This is a genomic window from Pseudomonas halotolerans (genome assembly GCF_039581215.1).
GTDB lineage: Bacteria > Pseudomonadota > Gammaproteobacteria > Pseudomonadales > Pseudomonadaceae > Aquipseudomonas > Aquipseudomonas tehranensis.
Genome location: NZ_JBCNTJ010000009.1, coordinates 88,339 through 107,481, shown reverse-complemented (window position 1 = coordinate 107,481; position 19,143 = coordinate 88,339). Strand labels below are relative to the sequence as shown.

At 59.8% G+C, this 19,143-nt stretch carries 15 protein-coding genes; 6 read left to right on the top strand and 9 right to left on the bottom strand.

Annotation, left to right across the window (positions count from 1 at the left end; all coding sequences use genetic code 11):
* The first annotated feature begins 9 nt into the window (after nucleotides 1-9).
* Both AAIS01_RS14385 and AAIS01_RS14380 read left to right on the top strand, forming a co-directional pair.
* Nucleotides 10-1,071, top strand: a complete 1,062-nt coding sequence (locus AAIS01_RS14385; protein WP_343469497.1) for an ABC transporter substrate-binding protein — start codon at nucleotides 10-12, stop codon at nucleotides 1,069-1,071.
* 190 nt (nucleotides 1,072-1,261) lie between these two features.
* Nucleotides 1,262-2,614, top strand: coding sequence for a leucine-rich repeat-containing protein kinase family protein (locus tag AAIS01_RS14380; protein ID WP_343469496.1), 1,353 nt, complete (start codon nucleotides 1,262-1,264; stop codon nucleotides 2,612-2,614).
* A 99-nt stretch (nucleotides 2,615-2,713) separates the two neighbouring features.
* On the opposite strand, the gene AAIS01_RS14375 is transcribed toward AAIS01_RS14380, so the two are convergent.
* Complete coding sequence (locus AAIS01_RS14375) at nucleotides 2,714-3,418, bottom strand: YebC/PmpR family DNA-binding transcriptional regulator (protein ID WP_343469495.1); 705 nt, start codon at nucleotides 3,416-3,418, stop codon at nucleotides 2,714-2,716.
* A gap of 219 nt (nucleotides 3,419-3,637) precedes the next feature.
* Here AAIS01_RS14375 and AAIS01_RS14370 point away from each other — a divergent pair, with 219 nt between their 5' ends.
* Nucleotides 3,638-5,044 (top strand): type VI secretion system Vgr family protein, encoded by a 1,407-nt coding sequence (locus tag AAIS01_RS14370; protein WP_343469494.1) that lies wholly within the window; start codon nucleotides 3,638-3,640, stop codon nucleotides 5,042-5,044.
* 185 nt (nucleotides 5,045-5,229) lie between these two features.
* Nucleotides 5,230-5,778 carry a cytochrome b gene (locus AAIS01_RS14365; protein WP_343469493.1) on the top strand — a complete coding sequence of 183 codons (549 nt, stop codon included), beginning with the start codon at nucleotides 5,230-5,232 and terminating at the stop codon, nucleotides 5,776-5,778.
* Between the two features lie 6 nt (nucleotides 5,779-5,784).
* Here AAIS01_RS14365 and AAIS01_RS14360 read toward each other — a convergent pair whose 3' ends face one another.
* Both AAIS01_RS14360 and AAIS01_RS14355 read right to left on the bottom strand, forming a co-directional pair.
* Nucleotides 5,785-6,684 (bottom strand): 1-aminocyclopropane-1-carboxylate deaminase/D-cysteine desulfhydrase, encoded by a 900-nt coding sequence (locus AAIS01_RS14360; RefSeq protein ID WP_343469492.1) that lies wholly within the window; start codon nucleotides 6,682-6,684, stop codon nucleotides 5,785-5,787.
* A gap of 199 nt (nucleotides 6,685-6,883) precedes the next feature.
* Nucleotides 6,884-8,923: an oxidoreductase gene (locus tag AAIS01_RS14355; RefSeq protein ID WP_343469491.1), complete on the bottom strand. Its 2,040-nt coding sequence runs from the start codon at nucleotides 8,921-8,923 to the stop codon at nucleotides 6,884-6,886.
* Between the two features lie 208 nt (nucleotides 8,924-9,131).
* On the opposite strand from AAIS01_RS14355, the gene AAIS01_RS14350 reads away from it, so the two are divergent.
* The gene (locus AAIS01_RS14350) at nucleotides 9,132-10,262 is read left to right on the top strand and encodes a carbon-nitrogen hydrolase family protein (RefSeq protein ID WP_343469490.1); all 1,131 of its coding nucleotides are present in this window, start codon (nucleotides 9,132-9,134) and stop codon (nucleotides 10,260-10,262) included.
* 4 nt (nucleotides 10,263-10,266) lie between these two features.
* Nucleotides 10,267-11,304: an AraC family transcriptional regulator gene (locus tag AAIS01_RS14345; RefSeq protein ID WP_343469489.1), complete on the top strand. Its 1,038-nt coding sequence runs from the start codon at nucleotides 10,267-10,269 to the stop codon at nucleotides 11,302-11,304.
* Between the two features lie 34 nt (nucleotides 11,305-11,338).
* Here the strand turns inward: AAIS01_RS14345 and AAIS01_RS14340 are convergent, their stop codons facing one another.
* The 6 genes from AAIS01_RS14340 to clpX all read right to left on the bottom strand — a co-directional run bounded on the left by AAIS01_RS14340 (nucleotide 11,339) and on the right by clpX (nucleotide 19,137).
* A complete protein-coding gene (locus AAIS01_RS14340) occupies nucleotides 11,339-11,485 on the bottom strand; it encodes a hypothetical protein (RefSeq protein WP_171061343.1) in 147 nt (48 codons plus the stop codon).
* A 116-nt stretch (nucleotides 11,486-11,601) separates the two neighbouring features.
* On the bottom strand, nucleotides 11,602-12,552 hold the full coding sequence (locus AAIS01_RS14335) for a DUF2242 domain-containing protein (RefSeq protein WP_343469488.1): 951 nt from the start codon (nucleotides 12,550-12,552) through the stop codon (nucleotides 11,602-11,604).
* A 221-nt stretch (nucleotides 12,553-12,773) separates the two neighbouring features.
* Nucleotides 12,774-14,645: a SurA N-terminal domain-containing protein gene (locus AAIS01_RS14330; RefSeq protein ID WP_343469487.1), complete on the bottom strand. Its 1,872-nt coding sequence runs from the start codon at nucleotides 14,643-14,645 to the stop codon at nucleotides 12,774-12,776.
* A gap of 225 nt (nucleotides 14,646-14,870) precedes the next feature.
* On the bottom strand, nucleotides 14,871-15,146 hold the full coding sequence (locus tag AAIS01_RS14325; protein ID WP_047228496.1) for an HU family DNA-binding protein: 276 nt from the start codon (nucleotides 15,144-15,146) through the stop codon (nucleotides 14,871-14,873).
* A 149-nt stretch (nucleotides 15,147-15,295) separates the two neighbouring features.
* Nucleotides 15,296-17,692, bottom strand: a complete 2,397-nt coding sequence (lon, locus tag AAIS01_RS14320) for an endopeptidase La (protein ID WP_092400572.1) — start codon at nucleotides 17,690-17,692, stop codon at nucleotides 15,296-15,298.
* A gap of 161 nt (nucleotides 17,693-17,853) precedes the next feature.
* Nucleotides 17,854-19,137: an ATP-dependent Clp protease ATP-binding subunit ClpX gene (gene clpX, locus AAIS01_RS14315; protein ID WP_047228498.1), complete on the bottom strand. Its 1,284-nt coding sequence runs from the start codon at nucleotides 19,135-19,137 to the stop codon at nucleotides 17,854-17,856.
* Between the last annotated feature and the right edge of the window lie 6 nt (nucleotides 19,138-19,143).

Below are 19,143 nucleotides of genomic sequence, written 5' to 3'. Positions count from 1 at the left end.
GTCGCGCCAATGAATAACGTCAAACGCAGTGCATTGTTCGGTTTCTGCTCGTTGGGTTTCTCCTGCCTGGGCGCCCTGCTCCCGGTCACCCAGGCGCTGGCCGAGACGACGCTTTATCTGGGCATGAACGGTGGGACCATGGAGCGGCTTTACGCCGACAAGGTCTTGCCGGCCTTCGAAAAAGCCAACAACGTCAAAGTGGTGATCGTGCCCGGCACCTCCGCCGACATCCTGGCGAAAGTCCAGGCCAGTAAAGGCAATCCGCAAATGCACGTGATGTTCCTCGATGACGGCATCATGTACCGGGCCATCGCCATGGGGCTGTGCGACAAGCTCGAAGACAGCCCGCCCCTGGCGCAGATTCCGGCCAAGGGTCGCATCAAGGACCAAGCCGTGGCCGTCAGCCTCGGTGTCACGGGACTGGCCTACAACACACGGTTGTTCAAGGAACATGGCTGGAGCGCGCCCACCTCCTGGATGGACATGGCCGACCCGCGTTTCAAGGACAAACTGGTGTTCCAGTCCCTGGCTTCCTCGACCTTCGGCCTGCACGGTTTCCTGATGTTCAACCGTATTCAGGGCGGCAGCGAAGCCGACGTCGAACCGGGCTTCAAGGCCTGGCCAAACACCGTCGGACGCAACGTGCTGGAATATATCCCGAGCTCCGCAAAGATCTCCGAAATGCTGCAGACCGACGAAGCCGCACTGTTCCCGTTGACGCCTACCCAAGTGACCGCGCTCAAACTCAAGGGCATGCCGGTCGAGTATGCGCAGCCCAAGGAAGGCGCGGTGGTGCTCAACGTCGCTGAATGCGCCATTGCCCAGAACACCCAGCCTGAACTGGCGCAAAAGCTCGCCGCCTTCCTGCTCACGCCCCAAGCCCAGGCCATTGCCCTGGAAGAAGGCGATCAGATCCCGTCCAACCCCACCACACCCACCACTGACAAAACCCGCGGCCAGGTAGAGGCGATGAAGCAGTACCTGGAAACGGCCATTGCGGTAGATTGGGACCAGGTCAACGAGCAACGCCCGGCCTGGAACGCTCGTTGGAACCGCAGCGTCGAACGCTAGACACGTTTGTGGGAGCAAGGCTTGCCCGCGATGCAGGCAACGCGGTCTTTGAGAAAGCGAGGTGCCTGCATCGCGGGCAAGCCTTGCTCCCACAGATAAAACCTTCGCAACAGGGTTTTGTGTTGGGCTGATTATTGGTTAACTGTCTGGCCTCGGGCGCTACGCCCCCTTGATCAGCAGCGAACCTCTCATGCACACCCTCGCTCAACTGCGCGCCGGCCAGCTATCGGGCATCAAACGGCTGGATCTGTCCTGCGGCCTGACGCAGTTCCCCCGGGAAATCTTCGACCTGGCCGACTCGCTCGAAGTCCTCAATCTCAGCGGCAACCAGTTGACTGCGCTGCCCGACGATCTGCATCGCCTGACCCACCTGCGGGTGTTGTTCTGCTCGGACAACCATTTCATTGAATTGCCCGAATGCCTGGGCCGCTGCGCGGCCTTGACCATGGTCGGCTTCAAGGCCAACCGCATCGAACATGTGCCTGGCACTGCCCTGCCGCCGCTGCTGCGCTGGTTGATCCTGACGGACAACCGCATCAGTCAGTTACCCCATGAGCTCGGCCAACGCCCGTTCTTGCAAAAGCTCATGCTCGCCGGCAACCGGTTGCAGCAGTTGCCCACGACCCTGGGGCAGTGCCATCGTCTTGAACTGCTGCGCATCGCCGCCAACCAACTGACCGAGCTGCCGCAATGGCTGCTGGATTTGCCCAGCCTGAGCTGGCTGGCTTATGCCGGCAACCCGCTGGAAACCCAGGCCAATGCCGATATCCTGGCCGAAGCGACGTCCATCGACTGGTCGCAACTGAACGTGCACCAACCGTTAGGCGAAGGCGCTTCGGGGGTGATTCATCAGGCGCTGTGGCAGCCCCTGGGCCAGGTCGCGCGAAACGTCGCGCTCAAGCTGTACAAAGGCCAGATGACCAGCGACGGCTCGCCATTGCATGAAATGCACGCCTGCATTACCGCAGGTCGTCATCCGAATCTGATCGACGTGCTGGGCCAGATCACCGGGCACCCCGAGCAACAGGCCGGACTGGTGATGGAACTGATCGAGCCCAGCTACCGCAACCTGGCGGGGCTGCCGAGCCTGGCGTCCTGCACCCGCGACGTGTATGCCGACGCACTGCATCTAAGCGCTCCCGCGGCTTTGCGCATCGCCCTGGGCATCGCCTCGGTGGCGGCGCACCTGCACCGCCAGGGCATCACTCACGGCGATTTGTACGGGCACAATATTCTGTGCAATGACCAGGGCGATTGTCTGTTGGGCGACTTTGGCGCGGCGTCTTTCCACGCCACTGCCGACACGGTGCAAACCCGTGCGTTACAACGCATCGAAGTGCGGGCGTTCGGGATACTGCTGGGGGAATTGCTGGCGCGGATCGAACCGGGGCTCAGTGCTGAGGGACTGGCAACGTTGCAGGATCTGCAGGCGCGCTGCTGTCAGCCCGAGGTGCTGGGGCGGCCGGGGTTTGAGGAGATTGAAGGCTTACTGCGCGACTGTGGCGAGGGAGCTTGCTCCCGCTGGGCTGCGCAGCAGCCCTAAACAGGCACCACCGTCTGTCAGTAAAACCGCATCGCCCGGTTCACGACGGCTTCGCCACCGAGCGGGAGCAAGCTCCCTCGCCACAAGGTCTTGTGGAGCTTAATCGGCCAATCCGACAAACATGTCCTGCACGTCGTCGTGATTGTCCAGGCCCTCAAGGAACGCCTCGACTTCGGCCATCTGCTCGTCCGTCAGGCCGCTGACCGGGTTTTTCGGCTGGTAGCCGAGCTTGGCGGACAGCACGGTGAAACCTTGCTCCGGCAGCGCCTTCTGCACCGCATCGAGGTCGGAAGGGTCCGTGAGGAACAGCGTCGCGCCGTCTTCGCCCGGCTCGAAATCCTGGGCACCGGCTTCGATAGCGGCCATTTCCGGATCGGCGTCCGGGCTGTCCGGGGAGGCCTCGATCATACCGACATGGTTGAAGTCCCATGCAACCGAACCCGAGGCGCCCAATTGGCCCTTGCGGAACGCAACGCGAATCTCGGCAACAGTGCGGTTGATGTTGTCGGTCACGCATTCGACGATCAGCGGCACCTGATGCGGTGCGAACCCTTCGTAGGTCACACGGTGGTATTGCACGGTTTCACCGAGCTGGCCGGAGCCTTTCTTGATCGCGCGCTCCAGGGTTTCGCGGGGCATCGAGGCCTTCTTCGCCTGCTCGACCACCAGTCGCAGGTGCGCATTGGTGGCAGTGTCAGCGCCGTTGCGCGCGGCAATGGTGATTTCCTTCACCAGCTTGCCGAAGATCTTGCCCTTGGCGTTGGCAGCCGCTTCTTTGTGTTTAACCTTCCACTGTGCGCCCATTACTCACTCTCTTGTCTGTCGCGCCGAGACATCTGCTGGCCGGCGCTGTGGCGCAAGTTTATACGGCCTAAACCGGCTGATCGACCAAAAAATTGCCCCTGATGAATCAACATTTCCCCAGCGTGTTGTAGGGAATTTCTGAAACAACGATTCGCCCCCCCCTTTCATCCCGTGGTTCCGTACTCTCATGGCCTTCTCCCTCAGCAAGTAAGAACGGCGATGCGCAACGACACGGAAAGTCCCTTCAGCCTGACACTCACGCAAAGCAACTTGCGACTGCAAGTACTGAGGTTCAACGGTCGCGAAGCCCTTAACCAGCCGTACCGCTTCGACCTTGAACTGATCGGCCTGGCGCCGCCGATCAATCCCGACATTCTGCTGGGCCAGCCAGCCTTCCTGCGACTGGATGGCGAATCCGGCGTGCATGCAATTGTGCAAAGCGTCGGCCTGACTTCCCATGCATCGCTGCGCATCGGCTATCGCTTAACGCTGGTTCCTTACCTCCAGCGCCTGGAACAGGGCCCGCGGCGACGGGTTTTCTATCGGCTCAACGTTGTGCAGATACTGCATCGCCTGTTGGAAGATCACGCGCTACCCGCCCACAGTTACCGCTTCGATCTGCCCCATGGGCAGTATCCCTGCCGCCCGTTCTGTATCCAGTACGATGAGAGCGACCTGGAACTGCTGCACCGGTTGTGCGAAGAAGAAGGCATTCATTACCACTTCGAACACACATTCCATGATCATGTCCTGGTGTTCGCCGAAGACCCGAAAAGTTTCTGTGCGCGTCCTGTCGAACTGACCCAGCGCCCGAATGCCGGCCACCAGCCGAGCATCAAACAGTTGTACCAGCGTCACCATTCCATGGCGCCCGGCCTGCCGCTCGGATACAGCGATCGCGAGATAGCCCGGGCCGGCGACAGCGCGGCGAACCACGCCTTCGAAGGTGAGAACCACGAGAGGATGCGGGGCAATCCGATGCTGGCTCATCGTTATCAAACCGGTCGCCGGAAACTTGAGCGACTACGCTGCCGACAGCGGGAAATCCAAGGCCACAGTACTCACCCCGTCCTGCGCAGCGGCCATATCGTGCAGATCTGTGAACATCCGGTCTCCAACTTCAACGACCAATGGCTGATCACCGAGATCCAGCACCGCGGGCGGCAGTTCTCCATCCTTGAAACGAACCTGCCGCGCACACCGGCAACTCGGGACTACCGCAACCGGTTCTCGGCCATTCCATGGTCCACTGTGTTCCGGCCGGCCCTCAAGCATCCCAAGCCATGCATCCCCGGTTACCACCTGGCTCATGTGCTAGGCCCTGCCGGTCAGCCGGCCGGCCGCGATGAGCGCGGCCATGTCACCGTCAGCCTGTGGACGCCGGATGGCGAAGGCATCACGCTGCCGGTGTCGCGACAGACGCTGAACGACAGCCCAGCCCTGATGGCCGGCAGCGAAGTGCTGGTGAGTTTTCTCGACGGCGACCCCGACCGGCCGGTGCTCTGCCTGGGGGGAGTCGATACCGGCGGAGGACAGCCTCCTACGCCGCCCAAACCGGTGCAGGTCCACAATGATGCGCGGCCGCTATTGGATTGGCTCCTGAACCCGCCAGACCTGACGCCCTGACACCTCTGCACAGCGATCAAGCTTGCTCCCGCACGGCTGCGCAACAGCCGCCGTCATGTGAATGCAGTGACCGATTGCATGCCGGCAAACGTGATCTGGCTCAAGCAAACCCAGCGAAACGGGCTTACAGTAAAAGCACAACGCCGCTCAAGACGGTGCTCTACCTGATGACTGGAGATACCCGGATGCCCTGGAAAAGCTCGGAAAACCGCTACAGCACCGTCACGGTCGCCTTGCACTGGCTGATGCTGATTCTGCTGGCTGTGGTTTATGCCTGCATCGAACTGCGAGGGATATTCCCCAAGGGCAGTGAAGGCCGAACCCTGATCAAGGAAGCTCACTTCATGCTTGGCCTGACCGTGTTTGTGCTGGTCTGGCTGCGCCTGTTTGCCCGTGGCATGGGCAAGGCCCCGGCCATTTTTCCCGCTTCGCCTGCCTGGCAGACCTTCCTTGCACACCTGATGCACGGGGCGTTGTACCTGCTCATGATCGCCATGCCATTGCTGGGGTGGCTGATTACCAGTGCTGAAGGACATCAGGTGATGTTCTATGGTTTTGACTTGCCGCTGCTGATCGATCAGGACAAAGACTTTGCCAAGCAACTGGAGGGCTGGCATGAGTTGGGGGGCACGATCGGCTACTGGCTGATTGGCCTGCATGCCCTGGCGGGGCTGTACCACCACTACATCGTGCGTGATAACACCCTGCTGCGGATGATGCCCAAACGCGGCTGACGCCGGTTATTCAAACCCTCGGCGGCCTTGCAGGCCGCCGGTGTGAACGAAAATCAAGCGGGTGCCGCGGACAAACTGTCCGGCCTCGACCCGGGCCTTGAGCAGCATCAACGCCTTGCCGGTGTACAGCGGTTCCAGTTCGATGGCGCCCGTGGTCTGGATGAAGGCGCTGAGTTCGGCATCGACCCTGGCGAACCCACCACGACTGCCATCGAACAACTCATAATGCGGGTTGCAAAGGCCTGCCTGCCCCACGATGCGTTCGACCTGTTGCGCCACGCCATGGTCCTCAGGCACCGCCAGCACGCCGTAGACCGGGTGCGCCCCCGCTTCAGCCAGCACCAGCCCCGCCAGCGATGTTCCGGTGCCGCAGGCCAACCACCAGCCGTGATAATCCGCCCATCCCACTGTCGCCAGTTGCTCCCGGGCACTGGTCAGCCAGCCCATGCAGCCCTGCGCGCCGGGCCATCCTGAACCGCCCTCGGGCACCGGATGCAAATGTGGATAACGCGCCCCCCAGAAGTCCGCAGCGTGCCGCGCTCGATATCCGCCATAACCCAACCAATGCAGTTCCATGTCGAACGCTTTCAGGTCGAGCACCGTCGGCGTGTCCTGAGGATGGCCGCGCAATAACCCGACGGTAGCAAAACCGAAGCGCTTGCCCGCCGCGGCCAGGGCATGCAGATGGTTGGAATAAGCGCCGCCCACGCTCATGATCCCCTTGGCACCGGCCTCATGGGCAGCGCGCACATGGTGAATCAGCTTGAACCACTTGTTACCACTGATCAGCGGGTCGATCCGGTCCAGACGCAACACCGCCACTTCAACGCCGGCACGGGCGAGCCAATCCAGATGTAGAGGTTCCAGGCGGGGTCGGGGGTGCCAGTCGAGGCAGGAAAGCAGCATTGCAGCAGGGCCGGATAGGAAGATGCCGGCATCTTAACAGCTCGGTGTTGGGAGACTTCAGGATCTGAGTGCACCGCCCTCCCTGTGGGAGCGAGCTTGCTCGCGATAGCGGTTTGTCAGTTGCATAAATGTCGACTGACCTGCCGCTATCGCGAGCAAGCCCGCTCCCACAGGGGGATTGTGGCTTCAATTTTGTGCCTTACAACTGCGCCGCCAATCGCGATCCCTGATTGATCGCCCGCTTGGCATCCAGCTCTGCCGCGACGTCGGCACCGCCGATGAGGTGGACAGTCTGCCCCGCCGCTTCCAGGCCTTGCTGCAACTCGCGCAACGGATCCTGACCGGCGCAGATCACGATGTTGTCCACGGCCAGCACTTGCGGCTCGCCGGCCTCACCGATACGAATGTGCAAGCCTTGGTCATCGATTTTCAGGTACTCGACACTGTTGAGCATTTGCACCTGCTTGTTCTTCAGACCCGTGCGGTGAATCCAGCCGGTGGTCTTGCCCAGGCCCTCGCCAACCTTGGATTTCTTGCGCTGCAACAAGAACACCTGCCGCGCCGGAGCATGGGGCTCGGCCTTGATCCCGGCGACCCCGCCGCGCGCCTGGAGCCGGGTATCGATACCCCACTCTTTCCAGAACGCTTCACGGTCCTGGCTGGTGGCAACCCCCTGATGGACCAGGAACTCCGACACGTCAAAGCCGATACCGCCGGCGCCGATCACCGCGACACTGCGGCCCACCGGCTTACGCTCCAGAATCACATCCAGATAGCTGAGGACCTTGGCATGCTCCACCCCAGGAATCGCCGGCACCCGCGGCGCAATACCGGTGGCCAGGATGATCTCGTCAAAACCGCCCGCGACCAATTGCGCCACATCCACCCGCGTGTTGAGACACAGCTCGACGTGGCTGGTTTGCAACTTGCGCTTGAAATAACGCAGGGTTTCGAAGAACTCCTCCTTGCCCGGCACCCGCTTGGCGATGTTGAACTGGCCGCCTATTTCGCTGGCCGAATCGAACAGCGTCACCTGATGCCCCCGTTCGGCTGCCACGGTAGCAGCGGACAAACCGGCCGGACCGGCGCCGACCACGGCGATTTTTTTCACCTGGGTGACCGGCAAGTAATTGAGTTCGGTTTCATGGCATGCCCGCGGGTTCACCAGGCAACTGGTGAGCTTGCCGCCAAAGGTATGGTCCAGACAAGCCTGGTTACAGCCGATGCAAGTGTTGATTTCATCCGCGCGCCCGGCGGCAGCCTTGTTGACGAATTCCGGATCGGCCAGGAACGGCCGCGCCATGGACACCATATCGGCGTCGCCTTCGGCCAGGATCTGTTCGGCCACCTCCGGGGTGTTGATGCGGTTGGTGGTGATCAGCGGAATACTCACTGAGCCGCGCAGTTTGGCTGTGACCTTGCTGAACGCCGCCCGCGGAACCTTGGTGGCGATGGTAGGAATCCGCGCCTCATGCCAGCCAATACCGGTGTTGATGATCGTCGCCCCGGCCTGCTCGATGGCTTTGGCCAACTGAACGATTTCATCCCAGCTGCTGCCACCTTCCACCAGGTCGAGCATCGACAGGCGAAAGATAATGATGAAATTGGGACCGACCGCCTCACGCACCCGACGCACGATTTCCACCGGCAGGCGCATGCGGTTTTCATAGCTGCCGCCCCAGCGATCGGTGCGGTGGTTGGTATGGGCCGCCAGGAACTGGTTAATGAAATAACCTTCCGAGCCCATGATCTCGACGCCGTCATACTCGGCTTTCTGGGCCAGCACCGAACAGGTGACGAAATCGCTGATCTGTTTCTCGATCCCCTCCTCGTCCAGCTCCTTGGGCTTGAACGGGTTGATCGGTGCCTGGATCGCGCTCGGCGCTACCTGCTTGGGGCTGTAGGCATAGCGCCCGGCGTGAAGAATCTGCATGCAGATCTTGCCACCGGCCTCATGCACGGCACGGGTAACAATCTGGTGCTTGAGGGCTTCTTCCTCGGTGGTCAGCTTGGCCGCGCCGGAGTACACGCCGCCCTCGTCGTTCGGCCCGATTCCGCCGGTGACCATCAGCCCCACGCCGCCACGCGCGCGCTCGGCAAAATACGCCGCCATGCGCTCGAAACCACCGGGTTTTTCTTCAAGGCCCGTGTGCATCGACCCCATCAGGGTGCGGTTGCGCAACGTGGTAAAACCCAGGTCCAGCGGGGCCAGCAGGTGCGGGTAATGAGGGGCGGTCATCGATAACTCCACAACGGGCGATCACGGAAAAATGTGGAGGCTCTGTGGCTTCCATCGGTCATGCCAAACAGCCTAAGAGCCGGAAGCTGCGTGCTCAATGGCCGTAACTGACAACTTAATGATCCAAATGCGCAACGCCCCTTGGCAACACCCCATCGTGGGCCCTACCCTAGTCAGCGAATCCGCACACGGCCGCTGACTGTTTCCCATGCGCAAACTTCTGTACCTGCTGTTGTCACTGGCCTTGATTGCCGCCCTGATCACCTACGCACTGTGGACGGTGGATCGTCCGGCGGGTCATTACCTGTCAGACCTTCGCATCAACCTGGCGGTGAACCAGGGCACCCCCGCCGATCGAGGCAACTTGCTGGGCATCCAGCCCGAACTGTTCCCCACCGACTACCAGAGCCCCGAGCGCCTGCACCGCAAACTGGCGGCCTATCTGCAAACCGCTCGTGACCAAGGCTTGCTCAATGACAAAACCGTGGTGGTCTTGCCCGAGCACATTGGCACCTGGCTGATGATCACCGGTGAAAAAGACGAGTTGTATCAGGCCGCCACGTTGAAGGAAGCCATGAACTGGCTGGCGGTCAGCAACCCGCTGGCATTTATCCGGGCGTTGGTCAGCGCAAAAGGAGACAACCGCCTGGACGACGCTTACCTGCGCATGAAAGCCGACATCATGGCCCGTGACTACCAGGCACTGTTCGGCAGGCTCGCCAAGGAGTTCGGCGTGACCCTGGTGGCCGGCTCCATCGTGCTGCCCGAGCCGAGTGTCAGCGATGGCGAACTCAAGGTGGGCCGCGGCGCGCTGTACAACACTAGCCTGGTGTTCGGCAGTGACGGTCGGCCGCTGGGCCAGCCGCAGCGCCAACGGCATCCGGTGTTCGAGCAACAGGACGTGCTTGGGGCAGACCACCCGGACACCCTCCGCGTCGTCGACACTCCCGCCGGGCGCCTGGGCGTGCTGATCGGAAGTGACAGTTGGTACCCGCTCCACTATCGGCAGCTTAATGAACAAGGTGCGCAACTGGTGGCGGTGCCTGCGTTCGTCAACGGTCGCGATGCTTGGGACAAACCCTGGAGTGGCTATAAAGGGCTGCCGACGCCGAGCGAAGTAAGTCTCAAGGCAGGTGAAGTGAGTGAAGGCCAGGCCTGGCATCGCCTGACACTGACCAGCCAGCCGCCCAGCAGCCAAGCCAAGGGCGGCGTCAGTGTCTTCCTGCGAGGACAGTTTTGGGACAGCGGCAGCGCGGGGCAGAGTTTCATCAGCCATAACGGCGAACATTTCGCCGACGGCGAAGCTCGTGGCGCCCGTCTGCTGAACCTGTGGCTGTAACACCATGAAACCGCAACCGATGCGGCTGGGAGACTTGTCAGTCAGCTTCGTCCACAGCCTGGCCGATGCGGTTGCCAGCCATGGGCAGGATCCCCAGCCTTTGCTCGAACAATACGGTCTGGATGCGGCACGCCTGGCCGAGCCCGGAGCGCGTTTGTCGATCCCTCGCTACATGCGCCTGGGGCACGCCGCCATCCAACAAACCCAGGATCCTGCCTTGGGTTTGCGCATGGGCCAACTTAGCCGCTTGAGCCAGGCCGGGCTGGCAGGCGTGACGGCGGCCCAGGCACCGACAGTGCGCGAAGCCGCGCGATGCATGATCCGCTTCGAGCCGCTGTACGGCTCCAACTATCGCGGTCAGTCGAGTTTTCATGAGGACGCCCGAGGCGCGTGGCTGCGGTTCTATTCCATCAGCCCCTATAACGCCTACAACCGCTTCGTCGTGGATTCGATCATCGCCGGCTGGCTGGCGCAATTGTCCTGCGTGAGTGGTGTCGCGTTGCGGGCTGAACGTGTAGAAATCGAGTTCGAAGAACCAGCATACCTGGAGGCCTATCGCGCACTCGGTGACTGCCCTATCCAGTTCGGTGCAGAACACAATCAGCTACGCCTTGGGCTCGACAGTCTCGCCGAACGCAACCCCCAACACTGCCCCGGTACCTGGCGTCACCTGGTTCAGCTGTGTGAACGGGAACTGGAGCAATTGACCCGCACCCGCAGCCTGCGCGAGCGCATCATCCAACTGCTGGGGCCATTGCTCAATGGTGGCCGGGAACCCGACCTGGAAGAAGTGGCGATGCGTCTGAAGCTGCCAACGTGGACGCTGCGGCGCAAACTGGCCGAAGAAGGCACGCAATTTCGCGCAATCCTCAACGACACCCGCCGCGATCTGGCCATGACCTACATTCGCGACACTGAACTGGCATTCGGCGAAATCGCTTACTTACTGGGGTTCGCCTCGGCCGAGGCATTTCAACGCGCCTTCAAGCGCTGGAACAACCAGACTCCGGGAGAGTTCCGGCGCAGTCGGAGAAGCACTTAAGTTCAAGCTTGCCGCTTACAACGTGTGGCTTGATCTACAACTCCGTCGCATCCTCGGCAGGTTCCAGGGGATCAAGCTCATACGCCTGATATTCCAGCAACTCTTCCTGATAATCGTCCATCTTGAATCCTTCCCATAACGTAACGTTGAAACCGATGCCTGATGGCGCTGGAATCAGCATAAAGCCGCTTTATGAACAAAACATGAAGCAAAAGCTTCATGAATTAAACGTAGCACAGCGCTGGGAAATTACTGTGTGCAGGTGTGGCAAGGGATTTCCACCCTTGCCACTGAGCATCAAGAGGCGGGAAGCGGCTGGATTGGCTCGGCGGGGGCCGGTAAGCCGCTGGAGGGTGGCGGGGTAACGGCTGGCGTCGACGGCTCTGGCTCGGATGATTCAGGCTCGCTGGGTGCGATGGGCGCGGGCTCTGCCGGCGGCGCGACCGGCTCCGAACTGGCAGGAGAAGTCTCGACAGGCGCGGGCGAGGCCTCCTCTATCGGCGCGACAGGTGCCGGTTCTGGCGCAGGCTCTGGCTCTGGCTCTGGAGCAGGAGCAGGAGCAGGAGCAGGAGCAGGTTCCGGCTCTGGAGGCGGAGCGGGTGTGGGCATCACTGCCGGCGCTGGGGTAGAAACCGGTGACAACGCTGCCGGCTCGACCTGGGCTTCCGGAACGCCAAGCTCGGCTTTGGGCTTTTCGGTTTCCTCTACGGGTTTCTTCGCCTCGGGAGGCAGGAACAACTCCACCAGGGCAAAGAAACGCTCATAGAACTTCGCCGACGACACGGTTTCGCTGGCGACCTTGACCATCGAATCATCGGACGAGCCGATCGGCATCGACACCGATCCCAACACCCCCACGCCGAGGCTGGCGGAGTTGTTGGTTTTCTTCAGCGCATAACGGTCCTGCAAGGCGTTGGCAAACATAGTCGCGCGGTGTCCGGGACCGCTGTCTTCAGCACAGACCAGATTGAAACTGATCTCCATATGGGTTTCGCCGGTCTGCTGAAAACTCTTGTGACCGCTGACCAGCTTCGGATCGCTGCTGGTAATGATGTAGCCCTGGCTGAGCAATGCCCGGCGCCCGGCTTCGCAGGTCGCCGCATCATTCACTGAATAAGAGCGCGAGAACGTACCGGAGTCATCGAAGTTTTCGTGCTCGTAAATCGCGGTTTTCTTCGACGAACAACCGGCTGCAACGGCCAGCACCAGCGCAAGCCCGACGGTGCGCATAGGAAATGATTTGAACATTGAACATCCTGAGGAAAACGATCCGGGGCGTATTGTGCAACAGAACGCTGCCGGGCAGCGTGGCTAATCTTGTCTCAAACGGGTTACAAGTCTACTGGGGGTTATTTGCCGGAAAAAGACGCCCATTCGATGGATCGACGAAGATACTGCCCGATGCAACAAGCGGACACAAAAAACCCGGCCTTTCGGCCGGGTCGTTTTGAGGCAAGCCATCAGGGCACTTAGAAGCGCTCGATGTCCGCCTCACTCTCCAACTGCTTGCGATAGGCGGCGAAATCCTGCTGACCCACGCGAGAAGCGAGATAACGGCGATATTGCGCCTTCTCCTCATCGCTCGGTGCTGCCGCTTCGTTCACACGGTTCAAACGCACGACGACCAGACTGCCGTCGGGCAACGTCACGCTGCTGAACGTCGGCTTGTCTTTCGATTCGGGCTTCGGCATCCGGAACAACGCCTGCAGCACCGCCGGGTCGATACCTTCCTGGCTTCGGCTCGCCGCCTCGATGACTTTCCAGTTCTGGCCGTCGACAGGTTTGTCCAAGGCCGTCTTGCCATCGCGCAAACCGGCGATCAACTCATCAGCCCGGGTCTTGGCCGCCGCACTGGCATGTTCCTTTGCCAGTTGAGCGCGAATGGCCCCGTCCACGCTTTCCAGTGGCATCTGCTCAGGTTTGCGGTGCTCCTTGGCACGCAGCACCACCACGGTTTCCGGGTCCAGTTCGATGGCGGTGCTGTTTGCACCCTCATCCAATACTTCCGGGCTGAACGCGGCCGTCACCACGGCGCGATTGGCCGCAATCCCTTCCCCACCCTCACGGCCAAATGGTGCCGACGTGTGAACGGTCAGTTTCAGGTCCTGGGCCGGCTGTGCCAGATCGGAGGCTTCGAAAGCGGCATCCTCCAGTTGCTTGGTCGCCTCCACGAAACGCTGCTCAACCTGCTGGGTTTTCAGATCGCGGACAAGTTTGTCCTTCAGGCTGGCAAACGTTGGCACTTCAGGCGCTTCGACTCCCAACAACTTGATCAGGTGGAAACCGAAATCGGTACGTACCGGCGCCGATACCTGATCCTTGCTCAAGGCATACAGAGCCTTTTCGAACTCCGGATCGTAGACGCCCGGACCGGCATAACCGAGATCGCCGCCATTGCTAGCAGAACCAGGGTCCTGGGAGAACTCCTTGGCCAACGCCTCAAACGATTCGCCCTTGGCCAAACGAGCCTGAATCTCTTCGATCTTGGCCTTGGCCTGGGCTTCGGTGACCTTGTCGTTCACTTCGATCAGGATGTGCGCAGCACGACGCTGTTCGGACAGATTCGCGATTTCTTTCTGATAGGCCGCTTGCAGGTCTTCATCCTTGACGCTGACCTGATCGAAGAAAGAAGCCTTCTTCAGCTCAACGTAGTCGATGACCACCTGGTCTGGCGTCATGAATTCCTTGGCATGCTTATCGTAGTAAGCCTTGACCTCATCATCGGTCAGTTTCACCGTCGACGAGTCGGCCTGGATATTCAAGGTGGCGAAATCCCGGGTCTGTTTTTCCAGACGGGCGAAGGCCAACACCTGGGCGTCGGTGACAAAACCACTTCCCGCCAGACCTGCGCGCAACTGGCCGATCAGCATCTCCTGAGCCAGCATCTGACGAAATTGCATGCGGCTGTAACCCAGCTGGCGGATCACCTGATCGAAACGCTCGGCGCTGAACTTGCCATCGACCTGAAACTCAGGCGTTTGCAGGATCACTTGATCCAGCGCGGCTTCGGAGAAGGCGAATTTCGAATCTTGCGCGCCTTGCAGCAACAGCTTGCGATCGATCAGGCCTTTGAGCGCTGAGTCGCGCAGCATTTTTTCGTCCAGCAACGAAGCGTCGAAATCCTTGCCCAACTGTTGCATGAGCTGACGACGTTGCATGTCGACCGCCTGGCTCAGCTCGTTCTGGCTGATCTCTTCGCCGTTGACCTTGGCTGCGTCATTGCTGTTGGTGGTGGCTTGAAAAATGGCATCGAAACCGGTCAACGCCATCAATACGACGATGACCCCGATGATGGTTTTGGCAATCCAGCCTTGTGAATTGTCCCTGATATTCTGCAGCATGCGTCCCCCAGAAACGGTTGAACTTCAAATTTAGGCAACCGTGGAGCGTGGGTAGAATCCGGATAGAAGAAAGGCGCATCCGAGGATGCGCCTTCTCGTAACTGGCGGAGCGGACCGGACTCAAACCCGCGAGCCCTGGCGTGACACACCGGCTACAAACCGGCTGTATGACCGCTCCGCTGCCAAGCCAGGCATGACCCCGACCCGGATAAACTCGGTAAAACCTTAGTCGTTAACAGCTTCTTTCAATGCCTTGCCCGCTTTGAAACCAGGCTTCTTGGCAGCAGGGATTTCCAGCGTCTGACCGGTCTGCGGGTTGCGGCCGGTACGCGCGGGGCGATCAGTCACGGAGAAGGTGCCGAAACCAACCAGAACTACGGAGTCGCCGGCCTTGAGAGCGCCAGTGACGGATTCGATCACAGCGTCCAGCGCACGGCCAGCAGCAGCTTTCGGGATATCAGCGGATGCAGCGATAGCATCAATCAGTTCCGACTTGTTCACTCTAAGTCCCCTTATATCTATTTTGAGATGATTCTAAGTTTTTTTGGTGAAAGCAAAAACGAGTGCTGAATGGCCTACAGACACTTAAGAGCCGCTTTATAACAAGGGCTCTAAAAAACTGTCAAGGAAGCCCCCCAAGCAAATACGTATTAATGCGTGCTAATTCTTTCCTTAGAGTCAGACTCGCGCTTATCGTCCTTCGCGACTATCTCTGGAGCCACATCCGGCAAGGGCTCCGGCGCGTATTGCAGCGCAATTTGCAGGACCTCGTCAATCCATTTAACCGGTTTGATCTGAAGATCCTGCTTAATGTTGTCAGGAATCTCCTTCAGATCGCGGACATTCTCTTCAGGAATGATCACGATCTTGATCCCGCCACGGTGAGCCGCCAGCAGTTTTTCCTTCAGGCCGCCAATGGCCAATACCTGGCCACGCAGAGTGATTTCACCGGTCATGGCGACATCGGCACGCACCGGGATGCCGGTCAGCGCGGAGACCAGGGCCGTACACATGCCCACGCCGGCGCTAGGGCCGTCCTTGGGCGTAGCCCCTTCTGGCATATGGATATGGGTGTCGCGCTTCTCATGGAAGTCCAGGGGAATGCCCAGGCTCCGCGCACGGCTGCGCACGACCGTCAGCGCGGCAGTGATCGACTCGACCATCACATCGCCCAGGGAACCGGTCTTGATCAGTTGACCCTTGCCCGGCACCACGGCCGCTTCAATAGTCAGCAACTCACCACCGACCTGAGTCCACGCAAGGCCGGTCACCTGGCCAATCTGATCCTGCTGCTCGGCGAGGCCGTAGCGGAACTTGCGCACCCCCAGGAAGTGCTCCAGCAGGTCTGCTGTAACCTTGACCGCGAAGCGTTTTTCCAGGGCATGCTCTTTGACCGCCTTGCGGCAGACCTTGGCAATTTGCCGCTCCAGACCACGCACACCCGCCTCGCGGGTGTAGTAGCGGATAATGTCGCGGATCGCTTCCTCGTCAAATTCCAGCTCGCCTTTTTTCAGGCCGTTGGCTTGGATCTGCTTGGGCGAAAGGTATTTGACGGCGATGTTGATTTTCTCGTCTTCGGTGTAGCCCGGCAGACGAATCACCTCCATCCGGTCCAGCAGCGCTGGCGGAATATTCATGGAGTTGGAGGTGCAGAGGAACATCACGTCCGACAGGTCGTAGTCGACCTCCAGGTAGTGATCGTTGAAATTGTGATTCTGCTCCGGATCGAGCACTTCGAGCAGCGCAGAAGCGGGATCGCCGCGCATATCGCTGCCCATCTTGTCGATTTCATCCAAAAGGAACAGCGGATTGCGCACGCCGACCTTGGTCATCTTTTGAATCAATCTTCCTGGCATCGACCCGATATAAGTGCGGCGATGACCACGAATTTCCGCTTCATCGCGCACGCCACCGAGGGCCATGCGCACGAATTTACGATTGGTCGCGTGGGCAATCGACTCGGCCAACGATGTTTTACCGACCCCAGGAGGTCCCACCAGGCACAATACCGGTCCGCGAATTTTCTTCACGCGCTTTTGCACGGCGAGGTATTCGAGGATACGTTCCTTGACCTCTTCCAGACCGTAATGGTCGGCGTCGAGAATGTCTTCGGCACGGGCCAGGTCCAGACGGACCTTGCTCTGAGCCTTCCAGGGCACCTGAACCAGCCAGTCGATGTAGGAGCGCACCACGGTGGCTTCGGCAGACATGGGCGACATTTGCTTGAGCTTGTTCAGCTCGGCCTGGGCCTTGGCAAGCGCATCCTTGGGCAGGCCGGCGGCATCGATGCGCTTTTTCAGCTCTTCGATTTCGTTGTGCCCTTCGTCACCATCGCCAAGTTCCTTCTGAATGGCCTTCATCTGCTCATTCAGGTAGTACTCGCGTTGACTGCGCTCCATCTGCTTTTTGACACGACCACGAATGCGCTTCTCGACCTGCAGCAGATCGATTTCGCCATCCAGCAATGCCAGCACGTGTTCGACACGGGCAGACAAATCGATGATTTCGAGTATTTCCTGCTTCTGCTCGATCTTGAGGGCCATGTGGGCCGCCATCGTATCGACCAGCCGCCCAGGTTCGTCGATGCTGTTAAGCGACGACAGGACCTCAGCAGGCACCTTCTTGCCCAACTGCACGTATTGCTCGAACTGCGACAAGAGACTGCGGACAAACACCTCAGACTCACGCTCGGGCGCGTCCACTTCGTCGATCAGCGACACTTCGGCCCGGCAATGGCCGTCCACTTCGCTGAAACGCTCGACCGTGCCCCGCTGCTCGCCTTCGACCAGGACCTTGACGGTGCCATCGGGCAGTTTGAGCAGCTGCAGAACGGTTGCAATTGTGCCTACGCGATACAGTGCGTCTTCACCGGGATCATCGTCAGCAGGGTTTCTCTGCGCCAACAGAAGAATCTGCTTGTCACCCGTCATCGCAGCCTCGAGGGCTTCGATAGACTTCTCGCGCCCCACGAACAGCGGGATAACCATGTGCGGATACACCACGACATCACGCAATGGCAGGAGAGGCAATTCGATGGTTGTCTTCATGATTTCGCCTCTACGGCGGCCACAAGGCCGGAAACAGATGGAAGTAAGCTTGAAACCAAGATGGGGGCAGCCTTAAAAAAAAACAAGCGCAAAGACACGTCTAAAACGCGCAAAAAGCAAAGGGGCCCGAAGGCCCCTTCTTTATTCCGGCACCGGGACGCTTAAGCGTCCGGCGCGGCCTTGGCAGCCGGCTCTTTGTTTTCGTAGATATACAAAGGCTTGGACTTACCTTCTATAACGCTTTCGTCGATCACGACTTTACTCACCTCAGACTGCGAGGGGATCTCATACATCGTGTCGAGCAATACGCCTTCCAGAATCGAGCGCAACCCACGGGCACCGGTTTTACGTTCCAAGGCTCGTTTGGCGACCGATTTCAGCGCGTCGGAACGGAACTCCAGGTCTACACCTTCCATCTCGAACAGCTTGGCATATTGCTTGGTCAGGGCATTCTTCGGCTCGGTCAGAATCTGCATCAATGCAGCTTCATCCAACTCGTCCAGCGTGGCCAAGACCGGCAAGCGGCCCACGAATTCCGGGATCAGACCGAACTTGACCAGATCATCAGGTTCGACTTCACGCAGGGATTCACCGACCTTCTTACCCTCTTCCTTGCTGCGCACTTCGGCATTGAAACCAATGCCGCCACGGGTGGAACGGTTTTGAATAACCTTTTCCAGGCCTGAGAACGCGCCGCCGCAGATGAACAGAATATTACGCGTGTCGACCTGCAGGAACTCCTGCTGCGGGTGCTTGCGCCCACCCTGAGGCGGAACGGAAGCCACCGTACCTTCGATCAACTTGAGCAAGGCCTGCTGTACGCCTTCACCGGAGACATCCCGGGTGATGGACGGGTTGTCGGACTTGCGGGAAATCTTGTCGATTTCGTCGATGTAGACAATACCCATCTGGGCCTTTTCCACATCGTAATCGCACTTCTGCAACAGTTTCTGAATGATGTTCTCGACATCCTCACCCACATAACCCGCCTCGGTGAGGGTGGTTGCGTCGGCGATGGTGAACGGAACGTTCAGCAAACGGGCCAGGGTTTCGGCAAGCAGGGTTTTACCCGAGCCTGTCGGGCCGATCAGCAGGATGTTGCTCTTGCCGAGTTCGACCTCGTCATTCTTTTTGTCACGTTGGTTCAGGCGCTTGTAGTGGTTGTACACCGCTACGGCCAGTACCTTTTTCGCGCGTTCCTGACCAATGACATATTGATCAAGGATGCCGCTGATTTCTTTAGGCGAAGGCAACTTATGCGCGCTGCTTTCGGCCTGGGCTTCCTGCACCTCCTCACGGATGATGTCATTGCACAGGTCGACGCACTCGTCGCAAATGAAGACCGAGGGGCCGGCAATCAATTTGCGTACTTCATGCTGGCTTTTGCCACAGAAGGAGCAATAAAGCAGTTTGCCGTTGTCCTCGCCGTTGCGGGTGTCAGTCATTCGATC